This is a genomic window from Phormidium pseudopriestleyi FRX01, assembly GCF_017313335.1.
GTDB lineage: Bacteria > Cyanobacteriota > Cyanobacteriia > Cyanobacteriales > Laspinemataceae > Laspinema > Laspinema pseudopriestleyi.
In genome coordinates this window covers 1-25128 of sequence record NZ_JAFLQW010000332.1, presented here as the reverse complement: position 1 = coordinate 25128, position 25128 = coordinate 1, and the positions used below count along the sequence as shown (strand labels likewise).

At 47.9% G+C, this 25128-nt stretch carries 21 protein-coding genes and 1 tRNA gene; 10 read left to right on the top strand and 12 right to left on the bottom strand.

Annotated features, from left to right (window positions below):
- The first annotated feature begins 533 nt into the window (after positions 1-533).
- Entirely contained in the window at positions 534-2156 is a 1623-nt protein-coding gene (locus J0895_RS12545) for a cation:proton antiporter (RefSeq protein WP_207088428.1), read from the top strand.
- On the opposite strand, the gene J0895_RS12540 is transcribed toward J0895_RS12545, so the two are convergent.
- Positions 2153-2830 carry a potassium channel family protein gene (locus J0895_RS12540; protein WP_207088427.1) on the bottom strand — a complete coding sequence of 226 codons (678 nt, stop codon included), beginning with the start codon at positions 2828-2830 and terminating at the stop codon, positions 2153-2155. The genes J0895_RS12545 and J0895_RS12540 overlap by 4 nt on opposite strands.
- 126 nt (positions 2831-2956) lie before the next feature.
- Here J0895_RS12540 and J0895_RS12535 point away from each other — a divergent pair, with 126 nt between their 5' ends.
- Positions 2957-4057 (top strand): NAD-binding protein, encoded by a 1101-nt coding sequence (locus tag J0895_RS12535; RefSeq protein ID WP_207088426.1) that lies wholly within the window; start codon positions 2957-2959, stop codon positions 4055-4057.
- Between the two features lie 78 nt (positions 4058-4135).
- Here the strand turns inward: J0895_RS12535 and J0895_RS12530 are convergent, their stop codons facing one another.
- Both J0895_RS12530 and J0895_RS12525 read right to left on the bottom strand, forming a co-directional pair.
- Positions 4136-4342 (bottom strand): glycogen debranching protein, encoded by a 207-nt coding sequence (locus J0895_RS12530; RefSeq protein WP_207088425.1) that lies wholly within the window; start codon positions 4340-4342, stop codon positions 4136-4138.
- 229 nt (positions 4343-4571) lie between these two features.
- The gene (locus J0895_RS12525; RefSeq protein WP_207088424.1) at positions 4572-5774 is read right to left on the bottom strand and encodes a tetratricopeptide repeat protein; all 1203 of its coding nucleotides are present in this window, start codon (positions 5772-5774) and stop codon (positions 4572-4574) included.
- Positions 5775-5825: 51 nt separating this feature from the next.
- Here J0895_RS12525 and J0895_RS12520 point away from each other — a divergent pair, with 51 nt between their 5' ends.
- The 3 genes from J0895_RS12520 to J0895_RS12510 all read left to right on the top strand — a co-directional run bounded on the left by J0895_RS12520 (position 5826) and on the right by J0895_RS12510 (position 6707).
- On the top strand, positions 5826-6071 hold the full coding sequence (locus tag J0895_RS12520; protein WP_207088423.1) for a hypothetical protein: 246 nt from the start codon (positions 5826-5828) through the stop codon (positions 6069-6071).
- Between the two features lie 163 nt (positions 6072-6234).
- Positions 6235-6435: a hypothetical protein gene (locus J0895_RS12515; RefSeq protein ID WP_207088422.1), complete on the top strand. Its 201-nt coding sequence runs from the start codon at positions 6235-6237 to the stop codon at positions 6433-6435.
- Positions 6436-6455: 20 nt separating this feature from the next.
- Positions 6456-6707, top strand: coding sequence for a DUF7219 family protein (locus J0895_RS12510; protein ID WP_242541248.1), 252 nt, complete (start codon positions 6456-6458; stop codon positions 6705-6707).
- Between the two features lie 157 nt (positions 6708-6864).
- Here J0895_RS12510 and J0895_RS12505 read toward each other — a convergent pair.
- The 4 genes from J0895_RS12505 to J0895_RS25875 form a co-directional block, all read right to left on the bottom strand.
- Positions 6865-6938 (bottom strand) — tRNA-Pro (locus J0895_RS12505).
- Between the two features lie 50 nt (positions 6939-6988).
- A complete protein-coding gene (locus J0895_RS12500) occupies positions 6989-7378 on the bottom strand; it encodes a DUF1818 family protein (RefSeq protein WP_207088421.1) in 390 nt (129 codons plus the stop codon).
- Positions 7379-7393: 15 nt separating this feature from the next.
- Positions 7394-8044: a hypothetical protein gene (locus J0895_RS12495; RefSeq protein WP_340643501.1), complete on the bottom strand. Its 651-nt coding sequence runs from the start codon at positions 8042-8044 to the stop codon at positions 7394-7396.
- A 29-nt stretch (positions 8045-8073) separates the two neighbouring features.
- Positions 8074-8310, bottom strand: coding sequence for a DNA-directed RNA polymerase subunit omega (locus J0895_RS25875; RefSeq protein WP_277989830.1), 237 nt, complete (start codon positions 8308-8310; stop codon positions 8074-8076).
- 183 nt (positions 8311-8493) lie between these two features.
- Between J0895_RS25875 and J0895_RS12485 the strand changes: the two genes are divergently transcribed.
- Positions 8494-9210 carry a GDSL-type esterase/lipase family protein gene (locus tag J0895_RS12485; protein WP_207088418.1) on the top strand — a complete coding sequence of 239 codons (717 nt, stop codon included), beginning with the start codon at positions 8494-8496 and terminating at the stop codon, positions 9208-9210.
- A 330-nt stretch (positions 9211-9540) separates the two neighbouring features.
- Here J0895_RS12485 and J0895_RS12480 read toward each other — a convergent pair whose 3' ends face one another.
- On the bottom strand, positions 9541-10959 hold the full coding sequence (locus J0895_RS12480) for an LCP family glycopolymer transferase (RefSeq protein WP_207088417.1): 1419 nt from the start codon (positions 10957-10959) through the stop codon (positions 9541-9543).
- 924 nt (positions 10960-11883) lie between these two features.
- On the opposite strand from J0895_RS12480, the gene J0895_RS12475 reads away from it, so the two are divergent.
- Both J0895_RS12475 and J0895_RS12470 read left to right on the top strand, forming a co-directional pair.
- On the top strand, positions 11884-16578 hold the full coding sequence (locus J0895_RS12475) for a PAS domain S-box protein (protein ID WP_207088416.1): 4695 nt from the start codon (positions 11884-11886) through the stop codon (positions 16576-16578).
- Positions 16553-16930, top strand: a complete 378-nt coding sequence (locus tag J0895_RS12470; RefSeq protein WP_207088415.1) for a response regulator — start codon at positions 16553-16555, stop codon at positions 16928-16930. Before J0895_RS12475 ends, J0895_RS12470 begins: the two co-directional genes overlap by 26 nt.
- A 108-nt stretch (positions 16931-17038) precedes the next feature.
- Here the strand turns inward: J0895_RS12470 and J0895_RS12465 are convergent, their stop codons facing one another.
- Positions 17039-17386 (bottom strand): ubiquitin family protein, encoded by a 348-nt coding sequence (locus J0895_RS12465; protein ID WP_207088440.1) that lies wholly within the window; start codon positions 17384-17386, stop codon positions 17039-17041.
- A 515-nt stretch (positions 17387-17901) separates the two neighbouring features.
- Between J0895_RS12465 and J0895_RS12460 the strand changes: the two genes are divergently transcribed.
- The gene (locus J0895_RS12460; protein WP_207088414.1) at positions 17902-18366 is read left to right on the top strand and encodes a hypothetical protein; all 465 of its coding nucleotides are present in this window, start codon (positions 17902-17904) and stop codon (positions 18364-18366) included.
- A gap of 847 nt (positions 18367-19213) precedes the next feature.
- Here J0895_RS12460 and glgX read toward each other — a convergent pair.
- On the bottom strand, positions 19214-21340 hold the full coding sequence (gene glgX / locus J0895_RS12455) for a glycogen debranching protein GlgX (protein WP_207088413.1): 2127 nt from the start codon (positions 21338-21340) through the stop codon (positions 19214-19216).
- Between the two features lie 437 nt (positions 21341-21777).
- Positions 21778-22365 (bottom strand): thioredoxin family protein, encoded by a 588-nt coding sequence (locus tag J0895_RS12450; protein WP_207088412.1) that lies wholly within the window; start codon positions 22363-22365, stop codon positions 21778-21780.
- A 607-nt stretch (positions 22366-22972) separates the two neighbouring features.
- Between J0895_RS12450 and J0895_RS12445 the strand changes: the two genes are divergently transcribed.
- Positions 22973-24013, top strand: a complete 1041-nt coding sequence (locus tag J0895_RS12445) for a pentapeptide repeat-containing protein (RefSeq protein WP_207088411.1) — start codon at positions 22973-22975, stop codon at positions 24011-24013.
- Between the two features lie 567 nt (positions 24014-24580).
- On the opposite strand, the gene J0895_RS12440 is transcribed toward J0895_RS12445, so the two are convergent.
- The gene (locus J0895_RS12440) at positions 24581-24781 is read right to left on the bottom strand and encodes a hypothetical protein (protein ID WP_207088410.1); all 201 of its coding nucleotides are present in this window, start codon (positions 24779-24781) and stop codon (positions 24581-24583) included.
- Between the last annotated feature and the right edge of the window lie 347 nt (positions 24782-25128).

Sequence of the window (25128 nt, the reverse complement as noted above, 5' to 3'; positions counted from 1 at the left end):
GGAACCGGATTTTACCAAAATTCCTCAAAATGGGCTTGACTTTTCCGGGGATTTCTGTTATTTTTATAATGGGGAAATATGCCGTCCTATTATAGGTAATCGGGGAAAGAAAAGTCGGAGAGAATCGAACAAGGAAGGCGGGAACGGTCATCAGGAATCAACCGCATCCCTAGGGTTGGTGATTCAGCAATATTTTTCAACAATTTAACGATCGCCTGGGCAATCCGTGAGATTACGGTGGGTCCCTGTGGGTGGGGGAAATCACGAAGGGCAGGGAAATGTCAGGGTTCCATGACTCCCGGGGCAGAGACTGGGGTGCGATCGGTCCATAACATCAAGATGGACCCACCTTTGGTCCCTTTGTCTGAGAATCCATCCATCCATTAACCCTCGTCACGGATGATTCCTCACCATCGGAGGAGTTTTCAGGGGTATGGTAGAGTATTCAAGACCCCAAACTCTAAGTTTCCATCAGGGTTTTTGTCGCGTTCGTAACCTTCGCCCAATTGTCCGTAAATTTCATTCAAATCGTGATGGGATTAATGACTAGCAGCACCCCTTTTCCACGTCTTCTTTCCCAAATAGAATCGGGGACATCCGTTCAATCTGGACGAGTAGAGGAATTAGCGATCGTCCTGATTATTCTGTTGTTAGTTGCTACTTTTGTCGCAATTTTTTCCCGGCGATTTAAAATTCCCTACGTCACAGGTTTGGTCTTGGCCGGTTTAGCCATTACGGAATTTTTACCGGGAAACATTGGGCTAGATTCTTCTCTAATTTTAAACCTCTTCTTGCCCATTTTAATCTTTGAAGCGGCCATTAATACCGATATTAGTCGGTTACGCAGCACAATCGTTCCCATTTCATTGTTAGCCGGTCCGGGACTGATTATTTCTTTTGGAGTCACCGGACTGCTGATTAAATTCGGATTAGGATTAGACTGGATTCCCGCCTTATTAGTAGGCGTGATTTTAGCCGTCACTGATACCGTGTCAGTCATTGCAGTATTTAAAGAGGTTTCGGTTCCCAGTCGGTTATCGACCATTGTCAATGGAGAGAGTCTGTTTAATGATGGGGTCGCCTTAGTGATATTCAGCCTCTTGGTGAACGTTCAAATCATGGGAAGTTTTTCCTTCATTAATGGACTTCAACAACTCTTTATTGTCATCGTGGGCGGCACAATAATTGGGTTAATGGTGGGCTATTTAAGTAGCGGATTGTTGTCCCGTTATGATGATGGTTTGACCAGTATTTTACTCAGCGTTGCTGTAGCTTTGGGGACGTTTCAATTGGGTCAGTTACTTGGAGTATCTGGGGTAGTTGGGGTTGTGGTTGCTGGCTTGTTAGTGGGGAATATTGGGATAAAACAGACCGCTTCAGCCTCGAATCGGATTGCTTTATATAGTTTCTGGGAATATGCTGGATTTGGGGTGAATACGTTTATTTTTTTGCTGATTGGTTTAGAAATAAATCCCCTAACTTTATGGAATACTTTGCCCGCCGTTCTGTTAGCCATTTTAGCTTATCAAATTGGGCGACTATTGTCTGTTTATCCGTTATTAGCGCTACTTCAATGGTTTGACCGTCCCATTCCCCTGCGGTGGAAGCACGTTTTATTTTTGGGAAATATTAAAGGGTCTTTGTCAATGGCGATGGCTTTAACATTGCCAGCAACCTTGGAGGGAAGGTCCCAATTAATTGCCCTGTTGTTTGGGACGGTTTTACTCTCTTTGGTGGGACAGGGACTAAGTTTACCCGGGTTGGTTAAGCGGTTGAATATTCAAGATATTTCACCATTTCGCCAGAGAATTCAAGAATTACAAGCGCAATTAATGGCGGCTAAAGCGGCGCAAGAAGAGTTAAGCAATCTCCTCAAATCGGGGGTTTTACCCAAATCAATTTATGAGGAAATGCGGGCTTCTTATCAGGTAAAAATTGCCGGGGCTGAGAAACAATTGCGGGATATTTATAATATTCGGTCTGAGGATGAAGATGGGGGCGATCGCGGAAAATTAGATGCGGTCTGGCGGCAAGTATTGATGGCAGAAAAAAGTGCTTTAAATGACGCCCTCCGCAAGCAAATTTTGTCGGAAGAAATCGTTCAAAAAAAGGTAAATCATTTAGACCAACAATTATTGAAGTTAGAAGATGACTAAATAGAGCCTTTCATGAAGTCAATCATTTTGTGTAAACAATTTTGTTTGGTTACAATCAGGATGGTCGAGTGCAGTTCAATCACCGTACTCCCGTTGGGAATGACTAAATCACTATGGGGATAAGGTTGATAACCAATAATCAGAGAACCTTGGGGAAAGCGGGGGTCGCGGGCAATCTCGGCCAAACTCCGCCCGATCGCCTGGGAATTATCGGGAATCGAAAGTTTGAGCACTTCAATTTGCCCTTGTTCAAAATGCATCATCGATTCCACTTCCGGATACTCGATCGCATTCGCCATTGTGGTCACCGCCAGTTCCACTGTACTGATAATATGGGTAGCCCCCGCAATCCGATAAGGTTGTTCAAAATCCCGATGGCGCATTCGGACTAAAATTTCCGAAACCCCATAATATTTAGCCAGGGCAACCATCGCTAAATTTAAAGCATCATTCCGCAACATTGCGGCCACGGCATCCGCTTTCCGAATCCCCGCTTCTAAGAGCAACTCTGTACTCACCGTACTGCCTTCAAAGGCCATCACCCCGAGTTGTTCACGGGCATAATGACAGGCAGTTGGGTCAACATCTATCAGGGCGATCGTATGTCCGAGTTCTATCAATCTTTCCGCTAAGTTGAGTCCCAGTAACCCTGCGCCACCGATAATAATGTACATCAGTCTATCTCTCCAGTTGGAATGTGATTCCTCTGTAGCATGATCCGGATGGGCCTAGGTTGTCAATGCTCACCCTTGATCCCAACTTCATCCCTTAGTTTAGTTATAGAAAATGCGGTTAATTCTGTGAATTCAAATCAATTTATTCAGTTAAGCACCGAAATCAATCAAAAATATCGACGGATTCGGCGAGAATTAATCGGGGGTGTACTCGCCCTCGTCTCCGTCATGTTAATCGGGATCCTCTGGTATCGACTGGTGGAGGGATGGCGATGGATAGATAGCGTCTATATGACGGCGATTACCCTGTCTACGGTGGGATTTATGGAAGTTCAACCCTTAGGCGATCGCGGGCGCTTATTTACCATTTCCTTAATTGCAATGGGATTGGTGAGCATTGGGTATATCGTCAACCGCTTTACAGACGCTATCATTGAAGGATATTTCCAAGATGAACTCAAAAGTAGAAGACAACGACGCTTGATAGAGACATTATCTGAACATTACATTATTTGTGGATTTGGTCGCACGGGTCGGCAGATTGCCTATGAGTTCAACGCCGAAAACATTCCCTTCTTGGTGATTGACGCGAATGCTGAGGTGGTTCAACAGGCGCAGCAACTGGGGTATATTGCCATTCAAGGGGATGCTACGGTGGATGCAACTTTGTTAGAGGTGGGCATTGAACGAGCAATCTGTTTGGTGACGGCGATGCCGTCGGATGCGGAAAATCTCTATACGTTAATTTCTGCCAAGACATTAAACCCCAAAATTCGAGCCATTTCCCGCGCTAATAGTGAGGAAGCGGTGCAAAAATTACAGCGCAGTGGTGCCGATGCGGTGGTTTCTCCTTATATTACTGGGGGTCGGCGGATGGCAGCAGCAGCGTTGCGACCCCAGGTGATGGATTTTGTGGATGGGATTATTGCTGGGGCCGATCGCACTTTTTATTTAGAAGAGTTTTTGATTGATTCCGAGAGTTGTCCCTTAGTCGGAGACAGTTTGCACGATGCCAAACTGCGATCGCACTCCGGTGCACTGGTCCTCGCTATTCGCCGCGCCGATGGACATCTGATTGGAGGACCCACCGCCGATACCGTTTTGATGGTGGGAGATACCCTAATCTGCATGGGAACTACGGAACAACTCCGCCTCCTCAACCAAATCCTCAGTCCTCTTAAGTTGAAATTACCTCGTATTCGTAAGCCACCGCCGATTTGGGAGTAGGGGGATTGGGGAGATGGGGAGGATGGGGAGGAACGACTGCCGTCGCGACATTGAACATCTCCCCAATCTCCCCCAACCTCATGCCAATTTCAAGGCACTCACGGGGACTTCTTCCCAGGTGTCTACCGTTCGCATTTTGACACTCCAACCTCTGGTTTTTTGTTCGTCGGTGAGGTTTTTTAGAAAGGAGTCGTGACAGGATTGTGCTTGGGTTTCATCACAGCAGGCAATGCAAGCATAAATCAGTCCCGATGGATCGATTTGTTCGTTTACCCAAATAGTCATGATAAAATCCTTTTTTTTCAGGATGAGATTGATTTCTTATTCTTACCGCCTAATGGACTAACAATGCAAGAAAGTAGCATAGGTTTTATCAATGCTTGCCATTATCAAGGTCCGAAAAGTTAGGGTAATTGAGAAAAATTATGACCCGGAGTCGTCCCTGGTTGATTTTGGGGGAAGATGCATCACAGGAGGCGGGGAAAATCAACCTTTCGCCTCCTTCAATCTGGGGTTAAGAAGCGGTTTGTTCGAGGTGGTCCTGGGCTTGTTGTCGATAGGCGATCGCATTGGAGTCGCTGGGATTGATTTCGATCGCCCGATCAAAGGAGGCGATCGCCTCTAAAAATCGTTGGCTGCTCATCAAGGTTAAACCGCGATTTACCCAAACTTCAAAGTTATTGGGTTGCAGAGAAATCACCCGATCAAACGAGGCGATCGCCTCAGAGGGTTGACTATTGGCAGCTAAAGCCAATCCCCGATTAAACCAGGCGTCAGCCCGATCACTTTGCAATTCAATAGCGCGATCGTAACTGGTAACTGCATCTTCATAGCGGGTTAATTTGAATAACGCATTCCCGCGACTATTCCAGGCTTCGCCAAAATCGGGCTTAAGTTGTATCGCCTGCTCAAAACAGCGAACCGCCTCTTGATGCTGTTCCAACTGCATCAAATCAACCCCCCGATTTTGCCATGCTACCACCAAATCTGGTTGAAGTTGCAGGGCTTTTTCATAAGCATTGATCGCCTCAGCGGGACGCTCTAATAAGGAGAGAGTAAAGCCGCGATTAAACCATAAACTGGCATTTTCACTTTGCAGGGCCAAGGCGCGATCGAACACTTCCAAAGCTTCTGCATACTGTTGAGAATAAAACAGAACTGCCCCCAAATTACTCCAGCCTTCCAAATAATCGGGTTTGAGTTTCACCGCTTCGCGATAGGCGGCGATCGCCCCCGTCCAATCTCCCGCATTCAGTTTGGTATTTCCTTCCCCAAACCAATCTTGGGCATTTTGGGGCGGGGTGGGGGCCGCTGGGGGTGGCACAGGGGCAGGCATTTGGCGCTGAACTAACCCCGTCCCGATGTTCAGGGCCACTTGACTGAATTCTCCACAGCCTAGGCGTCCCAACTGGACGAGACGCACCCCACATTCAGGGTTCGGATTTTCCTGAGCTTGGAGGCGATCGCCAAAGCGTCGTAACCAATCCGCCCACAACTGAAGATCCCCACGCCAACTGAGCGCCCCTAAAAACTCTTGGACGCGATCGCGGTCCCAACCCAGGCGCAACCCTTCCGCAATCTGGGTAAAGAGCAATTCATAATCCTCATCTTCCAGGGGCGGCAGTGACGAAGCGGGTCCTTCGGGTTCTTGGAGTTCTGGACTGCTGCGTTCTTCTCCCAATAACCCTCTCAGGCTTTGCCAAATTTCTCTGACCATCTTCGCGCTAACCTCCCGTCGTATTTCTCTTTCCTATTTTATTGTGCTGAGATGCTTCCGGATCTCAAAGGCCCTAGTATTCCTCGTTTTGCTCTCTCCATCCCCGATGCTCGCCGAATCATCGGGATGTCAGAATCCACCGCTATTTTCCCCTTGTTATGTAACAGTTTGAGCCATTTTCCCCTATTTTGTACCCTCTCCGGTTCACTCAGTCGAGTCTGGCAGTCGGAGCAACCGAGGGCTAACTGTAGTTATTCTGACAATGCTGCGTTACAACCAAGACCATCCTTTCGGTAGAAGAAAGATTACCCTGAAACAGGATAGTGTAGGAAAATAATAAACCAAAAGCAGACCCATAAATTTTTGTAAAAAGGTTGGGTCTAGCTTTTTAAGCCTAATTTTTTGGCTCTAAGTTCACCGTTACAATCCTTACCTCTTTCTCAATCTATTTTGTTTAGTGATGATGAAAACCCGTTATTCCTGTTTCTACGATCAAGAATCAACCCCGTTAGATACCCTAGGGTTGATGTCACCCAAGATAGAATTTCAATCCCTGCCGAGACACTGTTGCGTTCATCAAGCGGCGCGATCGCCGCAACTGCCGAGACTGAATTCATTCTACAACTTATCAATTTCAGACGCGAATCACCCCACCCCCTGATTTAACCCATTAAGGAGGTTATGAGTACAACTTCTGAACATCGAGAAGAATTGCCCTATGCAGAATCTAGCCATCCGGTTGTTGAGTCTAACTTTCTTCCCGAACTAATGGTTAGTCAGGCTAATTTACGAGAGTTTGGTCAAAAAGTTTCGGCTATACGAGAATTAGAAATGAAAGGAGAACTGTCGAGATTTGAAAGTTCTAAAGAAATTAAGCGGCTGTGGGATAATCTCAACCAAAACAAGGAAGATTTATTTAGGCCGAAGCGGTAATAATTTTTTTTTGAGAATACTCTCTAATTTTTTTGCTCTTGCACTGGGGGGCGATCGCCCAAAAAAAGAAAGCCGAATCTCTAATCTGTAGAAGACTCGACGTTCTTTTTATGCTGTTGATTTTCTAAAACCGGAACTCGGCTCTAGTGTTCTCAAGTCGGAGCGGCGGGATTCGAACCCACGACCCCTACCACCCCAAGGTAGTGCGCTACCAAGCTGCGCTACGCCCCGACGACGCTTTACTATCTTAGCATAAGCTTTTTCTGGACGCAAGAGGGAAATTAAAAAATTTTTAACACCCTTGCCGCCTCGACCAGTCCGGGGACTGCCTCCGCAGGCCAACTGAACTCGCAGCGCCGTCCTGTACTGAGGATAACATGAAGAAGGTAGGCATGGGGATAGCCTTCCACCTCCATCCACAAGACATCGCTTTCCGCTTCACAGGTTATCCGTTCTGAGTCCATCAACTCCGATGCCATTTGCGTCATCGTCGTTGCCAATTGCGCCAATAATCGGCAAAAGTCATTGAACTCGCCCTCGGTGAGTTCGATCGCCCAGTCATCTCCCCCGACTAAACCCGGATAGAGTTCCCCTTGAGGGTCCCAGCCGATCCGCCATCCGGCACCACTTTTAATCCGTCGTTCTGCATTAGGAACTGTTTCAGGAGACATCAACCCACCCATCCTCTACAATCTCAATAAATCCGCATCCCCCGATTGCGGCAAGGGTGGAGGTCCTGCGGGAGTTCTGGGGGATGAGGGAGTTGCCCCGGGAGTTGTCCCTGGGGTTGGCCCTTGGATGTTGTAGTAGTTGGGATTAAACAGGGTGACGAGAACCTCAATTAACTCCTCCCGTTGTTGGCGGTTGAGTTGGGAAAGGATTTCGCGATCGCCTGCCAGAGGATTCTCTTGCAACAACCCATTCCCGGGATAGACACTCTCGTCTAGTTCCTCAAAAACGCCCAGATAGTCCGCGAGGGTCAGTTTCCAATCCAGACGAAACATCGGCAGACGATTTTTGACATAAAGGTGATAGGAAATCAACCGATTTGCCAAGGTGTTATCTGGGTCCACCTCTCCTGTCTGAGTGCTGATGTAATTATTTTCTAAGGGGAAATCGGGCAGGCGTTCATAGACTTGCCGCCACAGTTGCCGGGGGTCTAACCGTTGTCGGCGTTGAGGGGGTGAAACCTCTTGGGCAGTCGCCCTGGGCAAAGTTTCCAGGAAATCTCTATGCAGAGGTATTCCTAAAGACAGACCTAAAGTTAACCCAATCAACACCCAGGCGATCGCTTGCCCTTTGCGCTGCCATTGCATCATCGTTCGTCTTCCTGCCACAGAACCCAATTTCCCCTCCAAACCGTTAATTAATCGCCGATGATTTCCGGTTGCGCCAGTTCATCGGACATTTCGACGATCGCCCGAATCACGGGTTTCATTGTCGGTTCTTCCATGCTGTCAAAATCTTCATAGCGGCGACGCTTGGCACGATTAGCGACTTGGACGGTAATCCGATAGCGATTTGAGGCGGCACTCACCAGGTCCTCCGCGCGGCGCATCAAATGCTCTGTATCGATAGTCGCCCGTTTGTGGGGGACAAACAATGCTCGCCGGGAAAAACTTTCGATTTTGTCTGTTGTATTGAAGCTAGAACGCTTACTTTTTTCTGGATTGCCCGATCCACTATTCATCTTTCTGTACCTTTAGGTAATTATGTTAATTGTAGCCAATGATGTAGATTGTTATCGCTGTGTTAAGATTTTATAAGTACGAGGTCCCATCCCATAATGCAAGTTTTAGCCGCATCTTCTAACCGTTCCTATCGCGCAACCGTGCATCCTCTGAAAATAGTAGCCCTTGGAGACAGTCTCGTTTATGGATTTGGCGATCCCGTCGGAGGGGGTTGGGTCGAACGACTGAGACGGGAGTGGATGGAGCCTTCAAGCGCGGGTCATGTACTGTACAATCTTGGCGTCCGAGGCGATCGCGTTTGCCTAGTCTTGGAACGACTCGAAAACGAGTTTCGCTATCGGGGAGAACTGAAAAATCGCCTCCCCGATGCCATCATTCTCTCCGTGGGAGTGAATGATTCCGCCCGCATGGGACGTCCCAATGGACGCAATTTCACTGACTTTAACACCTTTACCACAGAGATTGCCCAACTTCTGGATTGCGCCCAAGCCCTCTGTCCCGTCTTTTTCGTTGGCATGGTCCCGGTAAATGAGACTCGGATGCCTTTTTCAGATTGCCTTTATTTTAACCATGCGGACCAATATCGCTACAAGGAAGTAACGAGACAAGGGTGCGAACAGAGGCAAATTCCCTATTTAGACTTATTTGAGTTATGGCGCGATCGCGGTGAAGCCTGGAGGCAAGCGCATTTATGCGATGATGGTCTCCATCCCAATGTAACAGGTTATCAATCCTTATTACAAGATATTCTAAACTGGGATGTTTTCACCTCGTTTACTTCACTCTCCCAAACTTGGAGAAATACTGCCTAATCGGGATAAATGTGGGTTTTTTCAAGGGTTAAATGTCACAACTTGTTGACCTTTTGGGGTTTGTTTTCCGTAAAATTTTCTGTCAATCAAGTTGGCTCTTAAGACGTTTCACGTAGGGGCCTGCGCATTGCGCCCCTACTATAAATACACCTGGACAGGGCTAGTCCTGACCCTCTTAAGAAATGACAGGAGTCGTGATATTGAAGGTGAATCCAATCGCTTCTTTTGCGGCGAGGAGAATCCAGAGACAGGCTAGGAGGACGGCCATTGTCAGGATAAAGAGACGTTTTAACATGGTTTTTTGACTTTTGTAACTCCCTAAATTTAATTTTATTTTGCCCAATATAAGTCTTTAAAATTAATGGCATCTTCTCCAATTTTGAGGGTGATTTCTGATTCTAGGTCGCCTAGAGAACTGGATTGAATTTGGGCAGTTGGTAAAATAGTTTGTAGAGTAGTGGCGGCAGGAATATCTCCGGTTTGGATGATAATTTGGGTATGGCGTTGGGGGTCGGGCCAGTCGGAGATTGTGTAAACATTTCGATATCCCCGGGATTTTAATTCGGCCAAGATTTGACCCAGAATTAAGGGATTGCCGGAAGCATTTTGTAGGGCAATTTTTAGGGTTTTGGGAGATTTAGGTGTGATGGCGCGATCGCGTTGGGTTCCGGGGTTGAGTTCCTGGTCAAAATAGTGGTACATGACCCGATCGCGTCCGGTGGTATCGATATTCCAATAGGGAGTGGGGACCGATCGCGTGGTGGTAAATTCTCCCGGGAGTAGGACCATTTTTAACCCATCGGGCGATCGCTGTTGGAGGAGGGTAACTAACCCGAAGAGTTCTTCGCGGGTGAGATTGGTATCGATATATTCGTGCATCAGTTGCACGATGCGCGGCAATTGGGACCCGAGGGTGGGACTGGCAAGGCGATCGCCGACCGATTGCAGAATCATTTGCTGTCGGTGGATGCCACTGCGATCGGCTTCGTTTTTTTGGAAACGAGCAAAACCGAGGGTTTCTTCCCCTTTGAGGGTTTGCCACCCCGGTTGTAAGTTAACGGCAATCCCTTGGGTGGAATCCTGATAGGAGATGGACTCAGGCACGAATAATTCTACCCCACCCAGCAAGTCGATGAAGCGGAGAAACGTAGCAGCATCAGTGCGAATATAACGGTCAATGGGGATAGCGTTAAGGGTTTGACTGAGGACTTGGGAGGTGAGGGTAACCCCGCCAATGCTGTGGGCACTGGCGATCGGATTGCGTCCGCGATCGGGGATTTCCACCCGAGTTTGAGGAGGAATCAACAACACACTCACAGCCTTTTGAACCGGGTCAAACCGCATTAACCAGAGGGTTTCAGCCGGTTTCGGTAAACTAGATTGACTGCCAGTTACAGGAGAGATACCCCCCTCAATCCCCAGAACCAAAAGGTTAAGCGTTCGAGACAATCGAGGGGAAGGCAACGGGGAATCGGTTTGGACCAAAGGCTGTCGCCAGTCCGGGACTGTATCCGTAACTTTAGCATCGAATACCGCAACGATCGCCCCGAGAGTGAGGGAGATAGTCCCAATCAACACCAGCGTGAAGCTACCAGATAGCAACCGTGCCAGTCGCAGGGTTAAAGATAACGGAGGAATCGCAATTTTGGAGATGCGATTGGGACGATCGCGTTTTGATGGGGGTGATTTTTTGTTCGGCTTTTGCGGAGGAATGGGTAAATTTTTATAGAGTTCTATGACTTCTAACACAGTTTTTTAAGAGAGTTTTTACAAGGGAAAGGCTTTAGCTCTATTATAGAGCGCTTTTTAAGGGGCTGAATCGGGAAAATTAGGCAATTTCTCGAAGGGGAACCGGGGAAAAGACCCTCCCCTTATTACTAGGGATTTCGCCAGGAAATACAGGGATAATCCTGGGTCAGGACCGCAGAAAGCTTGAGGAATCCTTCCGGGGAATAGAGAATTCTCTGTCTGAGGATGTAAATTTTTGTGAATTATCTTTTAAATGGGCCAGTAAGGGTATAATTAAAAAACATCAGAAAATTTTAAGTTCACCTCGGTTGAATTAGGTAAACTGAGGAGTTTTTAAGAAATAAAATATCCGATAAAATCCTGGAAATTAGCAGCAAAATCCTGTGCTTATGACTTTTTTCAAACAGTTCTTTTATTGTCAAACTTGCCGACATCTGGAGAATTAATGGGTCAGGGATGGTTGAAATTTTCCAATTCAAGGCCATTTTAACGTACAAATTCATCGGGTGATTCTTAGAATTAGTTGCCTAAGCCAATCCCATTCAACTGTTACAAAGTGGACCGAGCCAACGAACTGGATTTAGTACAAGTTCCAAACCCCTTGTTGGTTGCCCAGAGGAAGCATAGAGGATATCAACCCCAGGCATAAACGGTTCGCACTTCTTCAGGAGGAGGCGAAGTTGGCTAATATATGGATTTAATGACGGAGGAGAACCTCTGGCAATTTTCGGCCCAAAAACCAACCCGAGTATCGAGAAAAACCTGAACTCGATTCTCTGTAAGGAGAGACCCTGAGTGCTAGGGACCACCCGACAGCGCAGGAGAACGGAACGAAAAATCCATAGGACCTGCCTCACAAGAAACGGTGTGAGAGAGGAACCCATTCGGGGGAAGTCGTCGGTTGCTGAATATATGGATGGAAAGATGAGTCATAAAATTTGGGCTAACCAATCGAGGCAAGAGTTAATCCGCGAAATTGAAGAACGGGGCCAAAAACTGAACCGGGCAAAACTCCGATTGCAGGAGATGCACAGACCAAAATCCAATCCTAGAAGCGAAGAGGCAGATGACGGACCTGCCGACGATGGAACCGAGGGGTTGCGGAACCCAGAGGAATGGCTGAGGTTGGCGTTGGATGTGGCACAAATGGCAATTTGTGAATGGGATATTCCCGGCGATCGCATCACTGGAACCCCCGGTTATGAACTGTTATGGGGTCGAGATTCCGGCAGCTTTAACGGCAGTTTTGCTGAGTTCCTCGCCTGTATTCATCCCGATGACCGAAATGCAATTACCGAAACCCTGGACAAAGCGCACGAAGGTTGTGGGAATTACCGCCTGAAATTCCGCGTTATATGGCCCGATCGCAGTACCCATTGGATCGAAAGCCAAGGTAAATTTTTCTACAGCGATCGCCACGAAACAGTCCGGGCCGTTGGCACCTTGGTCAATATTGACCAACGGGTGACCATCGAAACCCAATTGCGCCAGCAAAAACGCGCCCTCAGCGCCCTCAGCGCAGGCAATCACATCATTATTCACGGCAAACAAGAACTCGACGTTTTGCAGCAAATCTGCGAAATGATGACCGCCATCGGGGGGTATGAATCCGCCTGGGTGGGATATGTCGCCGAAGATGACCCAACACGGATCATCCCCGTGGCCCAAGCGGGAGAGAACCTAGAAGAATCAGTCCAGTCCGGCCAAATCATCCTGTCCGAATCCGGATTAGCATCCCTTGTCCCCCTGATGCAAACCGGGGGAGTGGGCAGAGGTCAACATCCCTATCCCGAGACCGAGAGTGCCGCCTGGCGACTGCCCACCTGGGAGGGGAATTATACTTCAGCGATCGCCCTGCCCCTACTCAATGAAGGACAGCTATTGGGCACCCTCAATTTGCGGGCCACCCAACCCGATGCCTTTGACCCCGACGAAGTGCAGTTACTCACTGATCTCACCCATGACCTCGCCTACGGCATCATCGCCCTGCGTCATCAGCAGGAGCACACCGCTGCCGAATCCGCCCTGCGAGGGAGTGAAGAAAAATTGCGCCTCGCCCTGCAAGCGTCCAACATGGGAACTTGGCAATGGGAAATTTGCGGCGAAAGCAAAGGAGGCGATCGCATCCGGGTGATCTGTTCCCTGGAATGCCTCCACCTGTTTGGCATCGACCCCGAAACCTTTGACAGCAGCTACACCGCCTTTGAAGCCTGCATTCATCCCCAGGACCGCACCCTGGTCTATGAAACTGTAGAAGAAGCCATCAACAGTGGGCAACCCTTTGAACTCGAATATCGCGTTATATGGGGCGATCGCACCATTCACTGGCTCAAAACCCGAGGCAACGCCTTCTGGGACCCCAGCGGCCAACCCCAGGGAACCATCGGCATCGTCATGGATATCACCGATCGCAAACGGGCCGAACTCCAAATCCAACAACTCCTCGCCACCGAACGAGTCGCCCATACCGCCGCCCAACTCGCCGGAGAGCAAATCTCCAACATCCTCGAAAGCATTACCGACGGCTTTATCGCCCTGGACACCCAAGGACAGTACACCTACGTCAACCAAAAAGCTGCCCAACTCCTGCAAAAACGCCGGGAAGACCTGATCGGCCAGAAAATCTCTACCGAATTTCCTGAAGTAACCCAACCCCAATTTTATCAAGCCTGCCAGCAAGCCCGAGAGCAACAAACCTCGATTTACCTCGAAGAATATTATCCCCCCTACGATTGCTGGTTTGAAAACTATATCTACCCCGCCAAAGATGGACTCTCGATTTTTTTCCGCGACACCACCGAACGCAAACGCTCACAACAAGCCTTACAACAAGCCAAACAGGACCTCGAAAGCCAAGTTAGAGCACGCACCGAGCAATTACGCAAAGCCAACGAACGCCTAGAAAACGAACTCCAACACCGCCAGCGTGTTGAACAAGTCTTACAACGAGCCTATCAGCGATTGCAGTTCCATGTGGAAAATACCCCCCTAGCGGTCATCGAATGGAACCGGGAATGGCGGATTTTAAATTGGTCTCCCCAAGCTGAAAAAATCTTTGGTTGGCAAGCGGAGGAAGTCTTTGGCAAATCTGATATAGACTGTACCTTGATTTACGAAGCGGACCTAGAAGCGGTTACCCAGCGTCGAAATATGCTGATTTCTGGACAACAACCTCGAACGGTCTGCTGCAATCGCAATTACACCAAAGACGGACGGGTGATTGATTGTGAATGGTATTATTCCGCCCTGTTCGCCCCAACGGGCGAGTTAATTTCCGTCTTGTCCCTGGTCCTGGATGTCAGCGATCGCACCGAAGCCCTATCCGCCTTACATTCCAGTGAAGCGCGGTTCCGTAATGCCTTTGACTATGCCACCATTGGCATGGCACTGGTGGCCCCCGATGGTCAGTGGCTAAAAGTTAATCGCGCCTTATGCGAGATTCTCGGCTATGACGAACCGGAATTGCTCGAAAAAACATTTAACGATGTCACCCATCCCGAGGATAGACAGACCGACCTCCAGTCCCTCCAGGCGTTACTCGCTGGGGAGATTCCCTCCTATCAGACGGAGAAGCGCTACTGCCACAAACAGGGACAGGTGGTTTGGGTTCAGTTAAGCGCATCCCTAGTCCGGGATTCCCGAGAACGCCCTCTATATTTAATTGCTCAGATTCAAGATATCACCTCCCGGAAACGCGCCCGGGAGGAACTGCACTCGTCCCGGGCCAGGATCGCGGCGATTCTGGAATTGGCTGGGGATGCGATTATCTCCATTGATAGCAATCAACAGATTACCCTATTTAATCAAGCCGCCGAGCGGATTTTTGGTTATAGTGCCACCGAGTTGCTGGGGCAACCCCTGGAGAAATTATTGCCGTTGTGCTTAGATCTGGGTGGGGAATCGGCGGTGAGTGGAGGGGGATGTTCCGCCACTCTCGCCCGAATGATGGACCAGTCTGGGGAAATTATTGGGTTGCGCCAAGATGGGACGGAGTTTCCGGCGGAAGTCTCTATTTCAGAGGTGGAAATTGCCGGGGAACAGGTGTTTACCTTGTGTTTGCGCGACATTACCGATCGCAAACGCGCAGAAGCTGAACGGGCGAAGTTAATTGAGATTCTGGAGGCAACTCCGGATTTTATCCTGTCGGCGAGTGTGGATGGGACGGTTTTTTATTTAAACAAGGCGGCGCGGACTATTCTCGGGATCCCACTCGACTACCCTTTAGAAACGTTTCAGATTTTCCAGTCTCATACCGGGTGGGCGAATGAAATTATTCAAAATGAGGGGATTTCCACGGCGATCGCCCAGGGGACTTGGATTGGGGAAACCGCCCTGGTGACTCCCGATGAGGTGGAAATTACCCTTTCGGAGTTGATTATCGCCCATAAATCCGTCGAGGGGGCGGTGACGATGTTCTCTAGTATTGCCCGAGACATCACGAAACAGAAGGAAATCGAAGCGACGGTACGAGAATCGGAACGACGGTGGCGCAGGTTGTTGGAAACGGTGCAGTTAGCGGTGGTGGGACTCGATCGCCGGGGTGCGATCGAATATGCGAATCCGTTTTTCCTGGAGTTGGTGGGGTATGCTCTTTCAGAAATTCAGGGTAAAGATTGGTTTGAGCTTTTTATTCCTACCCATCAACAGCGGAGGCATTCGGAAGTGTTGGAGGAGTTGCGAACCCCAGATTTTTATTCCCACCCTCAGAGTGTGATTGTTACCCGGTCTGGACAGGAGAAAATTATTGCTTGGAATAATACAGTGTTGCACGATTTGCGTGGGGTGGAAATTGGGACCCTGAGTATCGGCGAGGATATTACGGAACGCGATGCGATCGAACGGATGAAGGATGAGTTTATTTCTGTGGTCAGTCATGAACTTCGCACCCCTTTAGCTTCGATTCATGGGGCCTTGAATTTGATTTCCAGTGGGTTGATTGACCCCGTGGGAGAGAAGGGGCAACGGGTGTTGGCGATCGCCGCAGAAAGTGCCGATCGCCTTGTGCGCTTGGTCAATGATATTCTAGATCTAGAACGATTAACTTCAGGCAAAATTGCCTTAATCAAGGAACGGCACTCCCCCCGGGACTTGATTGAAAAGGCGATCGAAACCATGCAAGTTATGGCAAATCGAGCGGAGGTCAATTTTGGGGTGGAATGTGACCCCAATTTGGAATTATGGATTGATGGCGATCGCATCATTCAAGTGCTCACGAATCTCTTAAGCAATGCCATCAAATTTTCCCCCCCAGCTTCTACAGTTGGAATTTCCGTACAAGCGCGAACCCTTGCGCCTAACCATCTAGGACAACTTGATTCCGACCCCTCGCCATCCCTGATTTTATTTGCGGTTCAAGATCAAGGTCGGGGCATTCCCGAAAATAAAATGGAAAGTATTTTTGAACGATTCCATCAAGTTGATGCCTCCGATTCCCGTAAAAAAGGAGGCACCGGATTAGGATTGGCAATTTGTCGCAGTATCATCCAGCAACATGGCGGTAGAATTTGGGTAGAAAGCGTTCTCAATGAAGGCAGTACCTTTTATTTTACCTTACCTGAAATTACCCCGGAAACTTCTCCAGAGGAGACCAACCATGAACAAACGAATTTTAGTCATTGATGATGAAGATGGTTTACGCGAAATCATTCAATTTTCCTTGGAAGTGGTGGCGGGATGGGAGGTGATCACCGCCAGTTCCGGACGGTCCGGGATTGCGTTAGCTCAATCCGAACAACCCGATGCCATTTTACTGGATGTGATGATGCCGGGAATGGATGGTCCGAGTACATTTCGGGAATTAAAAAGCCATGCGACTACTGAACAAATTCCGACGATTTGGTTAACTGCTAAGGCTCAAATTCGGGAACAAAAAGAACTCATTGAATTAGGAGGTGCGGGGGCAATTCTTAAGCCGTTTAAGGCGGAAGATTTAGCCCATGATGTGCGAAAAATTTTGCAATGGAGTGAGTAAATATTGGCTTTTTATCGATAAATTTTGTAAAAGGCCATGTTGATTTAATGCAACGGAACCTTACCGTTCAAGCGATCGCCACCCTTAAGGATCTGTCAATGCGCTAGTTTATAAAATTTCCTGAATTCCGACCAACCGTCGAGTTTTCTCCTGGGTCAACGGTTGAGTTTTCTGTGAGGTCAACAGTCCAGTTTTCTCCCGGGTTGGCTTGGCATTCTTAAATCGCAGGGAGTCGGATAAACTAACCCTCTGGGGATGGTGATCGGGTTCGCGATTCCATTCAGGTTCAATTGTCACCAAGTCTACTTGATTGTGGAATTGACTCAGGCTCTGGGAGGAACGCATGGGAGTAGAAAAATCGGGCATGAATTGCCAACAATGTTGACAAAACCAATCAACTTGGCTATGGCGAATATGGCGCAAGAGTGGATAAGAACAACAAGGACAAGAACTCATAATTATGACACCCCATTCATGCATTAGATGGAAACCAACAACCAACTGAGCTAAATCCGACCCGTCCCAAGGAAAATTCCTGTAAAATTCAGACCATCAAGGGGTGTTCCGGAGTAATGAGCTGATTCAGTCATTGACCTATACCCTAATCAGAGATTGTGAATTACTGGTGAATTGTTAGGGATTTTTAACAAAACGCAATAAATCCCCAACCCTTGACTGAACTTTGCGCGAGACAGTGACCTTCACAAATACTTCACTTTGTTTTTGTAGAGTTCACAGTAGGTCAACCAGTCATCAATTCCTCGGCAGCCCATAATTTTAAAGATTTAGGCCATTCCGGGAATTCAAACTTGTTCAGGGGAGACCACCTGAAAGGTGAACAGTCTCCTGCCGCCTCGCTCTCTCCCAGAGTAGGATTGACTTAAGGTAAACCCGATCATTTATAAAAAAACCAACGATTAGCCATGTTACAAACCCTTAACCCCTGTGGGGCAAAGGAAAGGACGGTATTAATGTCTCCTTTAAAAAGTGTCAAAAATAACCGGAAGGAACGCCTACATACAGAAGTAGCCCTAGATGTTTTCAAGGCCAGGAATCCGGCTTTAGTGATTGCAGTGAAAAACTTTTTGAAGGTGTTACCCACCCCTCAAGCGATCGAAGAAGTCTTGAAAGAAGCAACCTATGAACTGGCGGAAGTTGATCCCGAGGCTTGTCGCTGGTTGGTTGAAAATTCATTATTACTGATGCCCGAACTGGATTTAAAGGCGGAAGCTTGTACCTTGGCAGTGCAGAAATTAAAAGCCCGTGGATTTGAGGAAGGGCAAGATTTTCACCAGGAATCCCGCAGGCAGTTACAGTTAAGTGAGGCTGCCAAATCTCAGTTACAGGTGGGCAACTCGGTGTTAGAGAATCTGATGTTAGAAGAACTGTTACAAAGAATCGGCGTAAAGCCCCCGGATTTATCCGTGGGGATATAAGCCAACAGTGTTAAAATAGTAGAAGCGATTAAGAATAATCATCTGCGTGGTTGTTGCATTCACGTCTTCGGTGAAATTCCGGCACAGTAAGTCACTACTGCCTTGATCCGCAAGCCTATACAACTGGCAAGTAATATCAGAATGCAGAGCGTACCTATCTGGCTTAGTGGTGAATTCCGAAAGCCAGAACAATAAAGAAGTAAGCCAAATTGCATCATCTCTTTTCTTTTAGGGATAGTTGTTTTGATGGTCTAGAGGGATACTTGAATGTCCCGCTGTCGCCCTTTGGGGTAGGCAGGAATCCCCAGGCTTTAGACGTGGTACGGTTCAAAAACAAACTACGACTTCGGCCTAGTCCGGGGGTCCAGTATTAGGGCCCAGGAACCAGAAACCCGGTTTCTAACCCCTGCTGTAGGACCAGAAACCGGGTTTCTCACCCCAATTTGTGGCAAATTGCTACAGATTTTGTAAAGAAACCGGGTTTCTCACCCCTGCTGTTAGGACCAGAAACCGGGTTTCTCACCCCAATTTGTGGCAAATTGCTACAGATTTTGTAAAGAAACCCGGTTTCTCACCCCTGCTGTTAGGACCAGAAACCGGGCCTTTCAACATCTCTCTTTCCCTAGGGGCCGCCTTAAATTTTAATTAATTTGAAAAAAATTGTGATTTTTGATGCAGACAATATGGTAATCTGCTATTCCTTACTATCCTGTTACATAGTCTTGCCATCAATTTGGCAGGTGTTTTGGTGCGTTGCGGTGGCTTCCGTGACGCACTCTTTTCCCCAAGACTCCCAGAGGATGTCGGGACAATTCAGGGACTGCCCCGACGTTGTATCCTGGCTTCCCTACTCGGAACGTCTTAACACGACCATCGATTGCCCGAGAACAGGGACCGCCTTATCCCCAGTATAGGTGGGTCCATCTTCCAAAAAGCTGGGTTCCTTGGTATCAATCACGGCAACCCACTGTTGTTCATTTAATCCCTCGGGTAACTTAAACTCGATTAATTCCCAATGGGCATTAAAGAACAGGATGAAATTTTCGTCAACCACCCGTTGACCATACCGATTGCGCCGAGGAATTTCCTGACCATTCAAAAAGACGGCGATCGCCTTGGCAAACCCCACATCCCACTCATCATCCGCCATTTCGGTGCCATTGAGATTAAACCAGCTAATATCATTCACCGTCTTCCCATAAATTGGGCGGCCCTGAAACCACTTGCGCCGCTGAAACACCGGATGCTTACGCCGGAAATAAATCAGTTCCCGAGTGAAATCTAACAACTGCGCTTTTTCCTCGGGAAACTCCCAATTCAGCCAGGAAATTTCACTATCCTGACAATAGGCATTATTATTCCCCCCTTGACTATGCTCCATTTCATCCCCCGCCAACAACATCGGGATACCCTGGGACAGCATCAACGTAACCAGAAAATTCCGCTTTTGGCGTTCTCGCAACGCCAACACCTGTGGATCATCCGTATCTCCTTCTGCGCCACAATTCCAGGACCGATTGTGACTCTCCCCATCACAGCTATTTTCCCCATTGGCTTCATTATGCTTTTCGTTGTAGCTAACTAAATCGTAGAGGGGGAAGCCATCGTGAGCCGTGATAAAGTTAATGCTGGCATAAGGACTGCGCCCTGTGGTTTCATATAAATCGGAACTCCCAGTAAACCGATAGGCAAATTCGCCTAACGTCCGGTCCTCTCCCCGCCAAAAGTCACGCACGGTATCGCGATACCGACCGTTCCACTCGGACCATAACAGGGGAAAATTCCCCACCTGATAGCCTCCGGGACCCACATCCCAGGGTTCAGCAATCAGTTTCACATCAGAAAGCACCGGATCCTGATGGATGATATTAAAGAAAGAACCCAAATTATTGACATCATACAGTTCTCGCGCCAGGGCCGATGCCAAATCAAATCGGAACCCATCGACGTGCATTTCTAGCACCCAGTAGCGCAGACTATCCATAATTAATTTCAGGATTTGCGGATGGCGCACGTTTAAGGAATTGCCGCATCCAGTGAAATCCATGTAATACCGGAGATTGTCATCGACGAGGCGATAGTAGGAGGCGTTATCTACCCCCCGCATGGATACCGTGGGACCGAGGTGATTCCCTTCCCCGGTGTGGTTGTACACCACATCTAAAATGACTTCGATTCCCGCTTTATGCAGGGCCTTGACCATTTCTTTGAATTCCCGCACTTGTTCTCCCGGGACAGTGGCGCAACTATAACCGGAATAAGGGGCGAAAAAATTGATGGAGTCGTAACCCCAATAATTTTTGAGTTCTTTATCTGCCAGATGTCCGGGATAGGCGAGGAAGTGATGAACTGGCATCAGTTCGATCGCCGTAATCCCCAAGGTTTGCAGGTGAGAAATTACTGCCGGATGCGCGAGTCCACTATAGGTTCCGCGCAGTTCTTCGGGGATATTCGGTTGCAGTTTGGTAAATCCTTTAACGTGGGTTTCGTAGATGATGGTTTCATGGAAGGGGGTTTGTAAGAGTTGGTCCCCGGACCAATCAAAGGACTCATCAATCACGATGGATTTGGGGATTAAATGCGCGGTATCGGTTTCGCTGAAGGAGAGGTCTTCTTCGGGATCTTCCCAGTTATAGCCGGAGAGTTCGGGTCCGTTGATGACATCCCCTTCAATGGCTTTGGCGTAGGGGTCGATCAGGAGTTTGTTGGGGTTAAACCGATGACCTGCACCGGGGTCATAAGGCCCATGCACTCGATACCCATATCGATGTCCCGGGGAGATTCCGGGGATGTAGCCATGCCAGACATGGTTATCGACTTCGGTTATAGAAACCCGTTGCTCTTTCCCGTCTTTGTCAAATAAGCACAGTTCTACGGCGGTGGCGTTTTCACTAAATAAAGCAAAATTTGTTCCTTTACCATCCCAGTAGGAACCCAAGGGATAGACTTTACCCGGCCATACTTCTAAATGCATATTGATAGGGTCTCTCACCACGAATTTTTAAAGAGAATCAACAATGACGATCGCCCGTTAATCCCCATATTTGAGGGGTCGGTTTGCGATCGCATTGATTTGTTCTCTCTTTAAATTTACGGGGTTACCTGTGCTCTGGCTTCTACCCTAGGAGTGATGCGAAGTGTTAGGGGTTGTGTTACGCTAATCAGCCCCAAGATTAACGGATGAGCGCTACATTAGGCGATTCTGTAAGGGTCGGGTTGCGATCGCACCCCAGTCGGACCTACACCCTAATCCTCGCAATAAAAATATCTGGGTCAGGGTTGCTTAATAATCAGCCTTACATTATATCTCACTTCCCAGGTTTTGTCAAGCCAGACTGCTTTGTTGCTCGTTGTTCCAGGACTAATACGACTAAAGGACAGGGGATTTCCCTGCCCTCGTTGGATTGGTTCCTACCATGCTCCATAATAGGCCGGTTCATGGCCCGGTTTCCATTTAATATTGCAGCCAATGCTGGGTTTTTGGTCTTCAGGGATCGGGTCTCCCGCCAATACCGCATCGATCGCCGAACGCAAGTCTTTTCCCGTCACGGGTTGATTATTCTCCGGACGACTGTCATCGAGTTGACCTCGATACACCAGACGGCGACTGCGATCGAACACAAAAAAATCCGGGGTGCAAGCGGCGGTATAGGCGATCGCCACCTGTTGGGTTTCGTCGTAACAATAGGGGAAGGAAAATCCTAAAGTTAACGCCATTGCTTTGAGATGTTCCGGGGCATCCTGGGGATGAGTTTCCACTCCATTAGAGCTAATGGCTACAATTCCCACCCCGCGATCGTGATAATCTCTGCCAATATTGGCAAGTTCTTCCTGAACGTGCTTGACAAAGGGGCAATGTTGGCAGATAAACATGACAACCAGTGCAGTTTTATCTCCAAAGGTTTCCAAAGAGATGATCTTTTTAGTCACCACATCCGGGAGTTGAAAATTCGGTGCTGGGGTTTCCAGTGCCAACATGGTTGAAGGGGTTAACGTCATTTTTTCTCCTGGGTTTTTCAAGGCTTGGGCTAATGGGGTTTATTATCGGTCAGGAATGGTCCTCAGTTCAAATTTCCGTAATTTTGGCGATCGCCCTAGGGCATTGACCCCGCCACTTCCCGTTTATTTATTCGACCTTCGTACCATAAATTATCAAATTTGTCATCCGAGAATTCTCGGAAATTTCTCCGTATGTGGAAAATATAGCCGATGAAAAGAACTCCTGTAAACTGGAAGAAAAAGGCCCTAACAGTAGGCGATCGCTGGTTTTTGGAAGGCGATCGAAATACTCCAGTAACCTAGGTTCTTTTTCTAAACCAAACCTATCCCCAGACTGTCGCACTCTTTTCCTGGGTCTCTAAAATTATTTCCTAAGAGCAAATGAAGACTAGAACCCTTTAAATGCAGGGCTTTCCGGCATCTTTTCCCACAAATTCCTGGGAAAATCTCATCGAAATTCATCAGAATTGAACGCCCTTATATCAGTCAGAGAAAATCTGTTACAAAACGTAATGATACTTCAGGAAATACTCGGTTTCGCAGACTCCGTAAATTTGAGTAAGATGCTAATAGAAAGATTAAATAATTATAAGAAAGTATTTTAGCTATGACGGCGGACCTCCTGATCGCACCTAAACTTAGCTTCTCCAAAGAAGAAATCCTCCAGCAATACGCAGGAGGAACCCGAGATTTTAATCGTCTGAGCCTCGCCAAAGCCGACTTAAGCGGAGCCAACCTCAGTGGCGTGTACTTAGGTGGAGCCAGCCTCACCAAAGCCAACTTGAGTGGCGCCAATCTGAGTCGAGCCAATTTAAGCGGAGCCAGCCTCAGTGGAGCCAACCTCACCGGAGCCAACCTCACCGGAGCCAACTTAGCGGGAGCGCACCTGAATTGGGCCGACCTCAGTGGAGCCAACCTCACCGGAGCCAACCTCAACAATGCCGATGTGAGTGGAGCCAACCTCAGTGGAGCCAACCTCAATAACGCCAAACTCAATCAAACCTATTTAATCGGAACCAATTTGAAATCTGCGGATCTGCGATCAGCCGATCTGAGTCTGGCGAGCCTCAATAAAGCTGATTTAACCGAAGCCAAATTGAGTAAAGCCAACCTCAGTGGTGCCAAACTCAAGCAAAGTAACTTGAACCTTGCCGATTTAACTCATGCCAACCTCAGTGGTGCAAATCTCAGGCAAGCCAACCTCAGTCAAGCTCATCTCAATTGGGCTAACCTAACTAGAGCAGATGTTCGGTCAGCGAACCTTCTGGGTGCGAATCTCAGCAAAGCCAACCTCAGCCAAACAGATTTGACCGAAGTTTGCCTTAAGGATGCCCAATTAAGTGGGATTAACTTTAGTGGAGCCAATTTAACCGGGGTTGACTTGAGTCATAAACTGCTCACTGGCGCGAACCTCAGTGGTGCTGAACTTAGTCTTGCCAATTTGAGTGGCGCTTATCTGATTCAAACCAATCTGAGTGAAGCGAACTTGAGTGAGGCAAATCTGATGGGTTCTCATTTGATGGATGCAGATTTGACCAAAGCTAATCTTTCTGGCGCGAACCTCTTTCAAGCCAATGTGGTGAATGTTAACCTTCGCGGAGCCACTTTAAAAGGGGTGATTCAACCCAATGGAAAAGCCCGCTCGTAAAATGCCAGTTTAGTAGAGGTTAGAAACCCGGTTTCTTGACAAAATTTGGGGTAGTTGACAACCCATTAAGGGCAGAAACTGGGTTTCTGATTCGAGGTACTTAATCTGGTGAGGGAAGACAACCTTAAATCTATTAACAGTGAATTTTACTCTGTGCGTTCAACTTGTGGAGAAATAGGAGAATGCACTGGATCTGTGGCGTCTTGAATGGAGTGCAAGAAACCGTCAGAGGGGAACAATGTCCGAACAATAGGCGTTTCTCGGTTTTTGGAGTATAGAAGTTGATCGGGATACGGCAGTTGGTATGCTTTGGACGCTCCAGGCTGTGTTGGCGATGGAGTCAGGAGCGCTTTCTGTTTACCGGCGCATCATGATGCGGGGGTCTAGTTTGTCAAAAAATCCAAAATATACCTCAGAAACTGGAGAAACCCGATCTTGCTCTCCCTCTAACCCATCGTTGCAAGTCCAAAATTTATTTGTGTTTAGATGGATCCCAGATTACTGTTTAACCATCCTTCATCTGGACGATCGCGGCATGAATGACAACTGGGGCTTGCCAAAGTGTGTTTACTCTTCAACTCGTAACCATCCACGTCGGACTGCATGAAGCAGGCGGTTGATGGCGTCCATTTCATCTTCCGTTAGTGAATCTTTGAGCAGCGCACTCATTAAACCCCAACGTTCTAGGTAAGTGATTTTTCCGGAGCGCCAGATTTGACAAAAAATTTCTGAAATTGTCAATTTGTAGAAATTTCCCTGAATTACCATTTTCTCCCCTCGTGAAAACGTAATGATTTCTTTAACTTTATTATCTCAAGTATCGGGTATTTTATCAAGTCAATCTGTGATTTAAAGCTCCATTTCGGTGTGATTTGAGTCCTAAATCCGGAGGGTTTTTAGGACCCACGCCTGAAAACCATTGCTCTATGAGCGTTTTTGCGCCTAGGCGATCGCGAGAAAAAATCAGGGGAAAAACCATCAGGGATCGAATCTTTTTGAGCAGGGATCGCGGCTAAGAAAAGGGCTATGGATTCTGGCGAGGATAGGGGGTTCGTTGAGTCTCCCGCTTTGGGTCACTCCGAACAGGCTGGAAGGTTTGACACTCCCACGCTCTT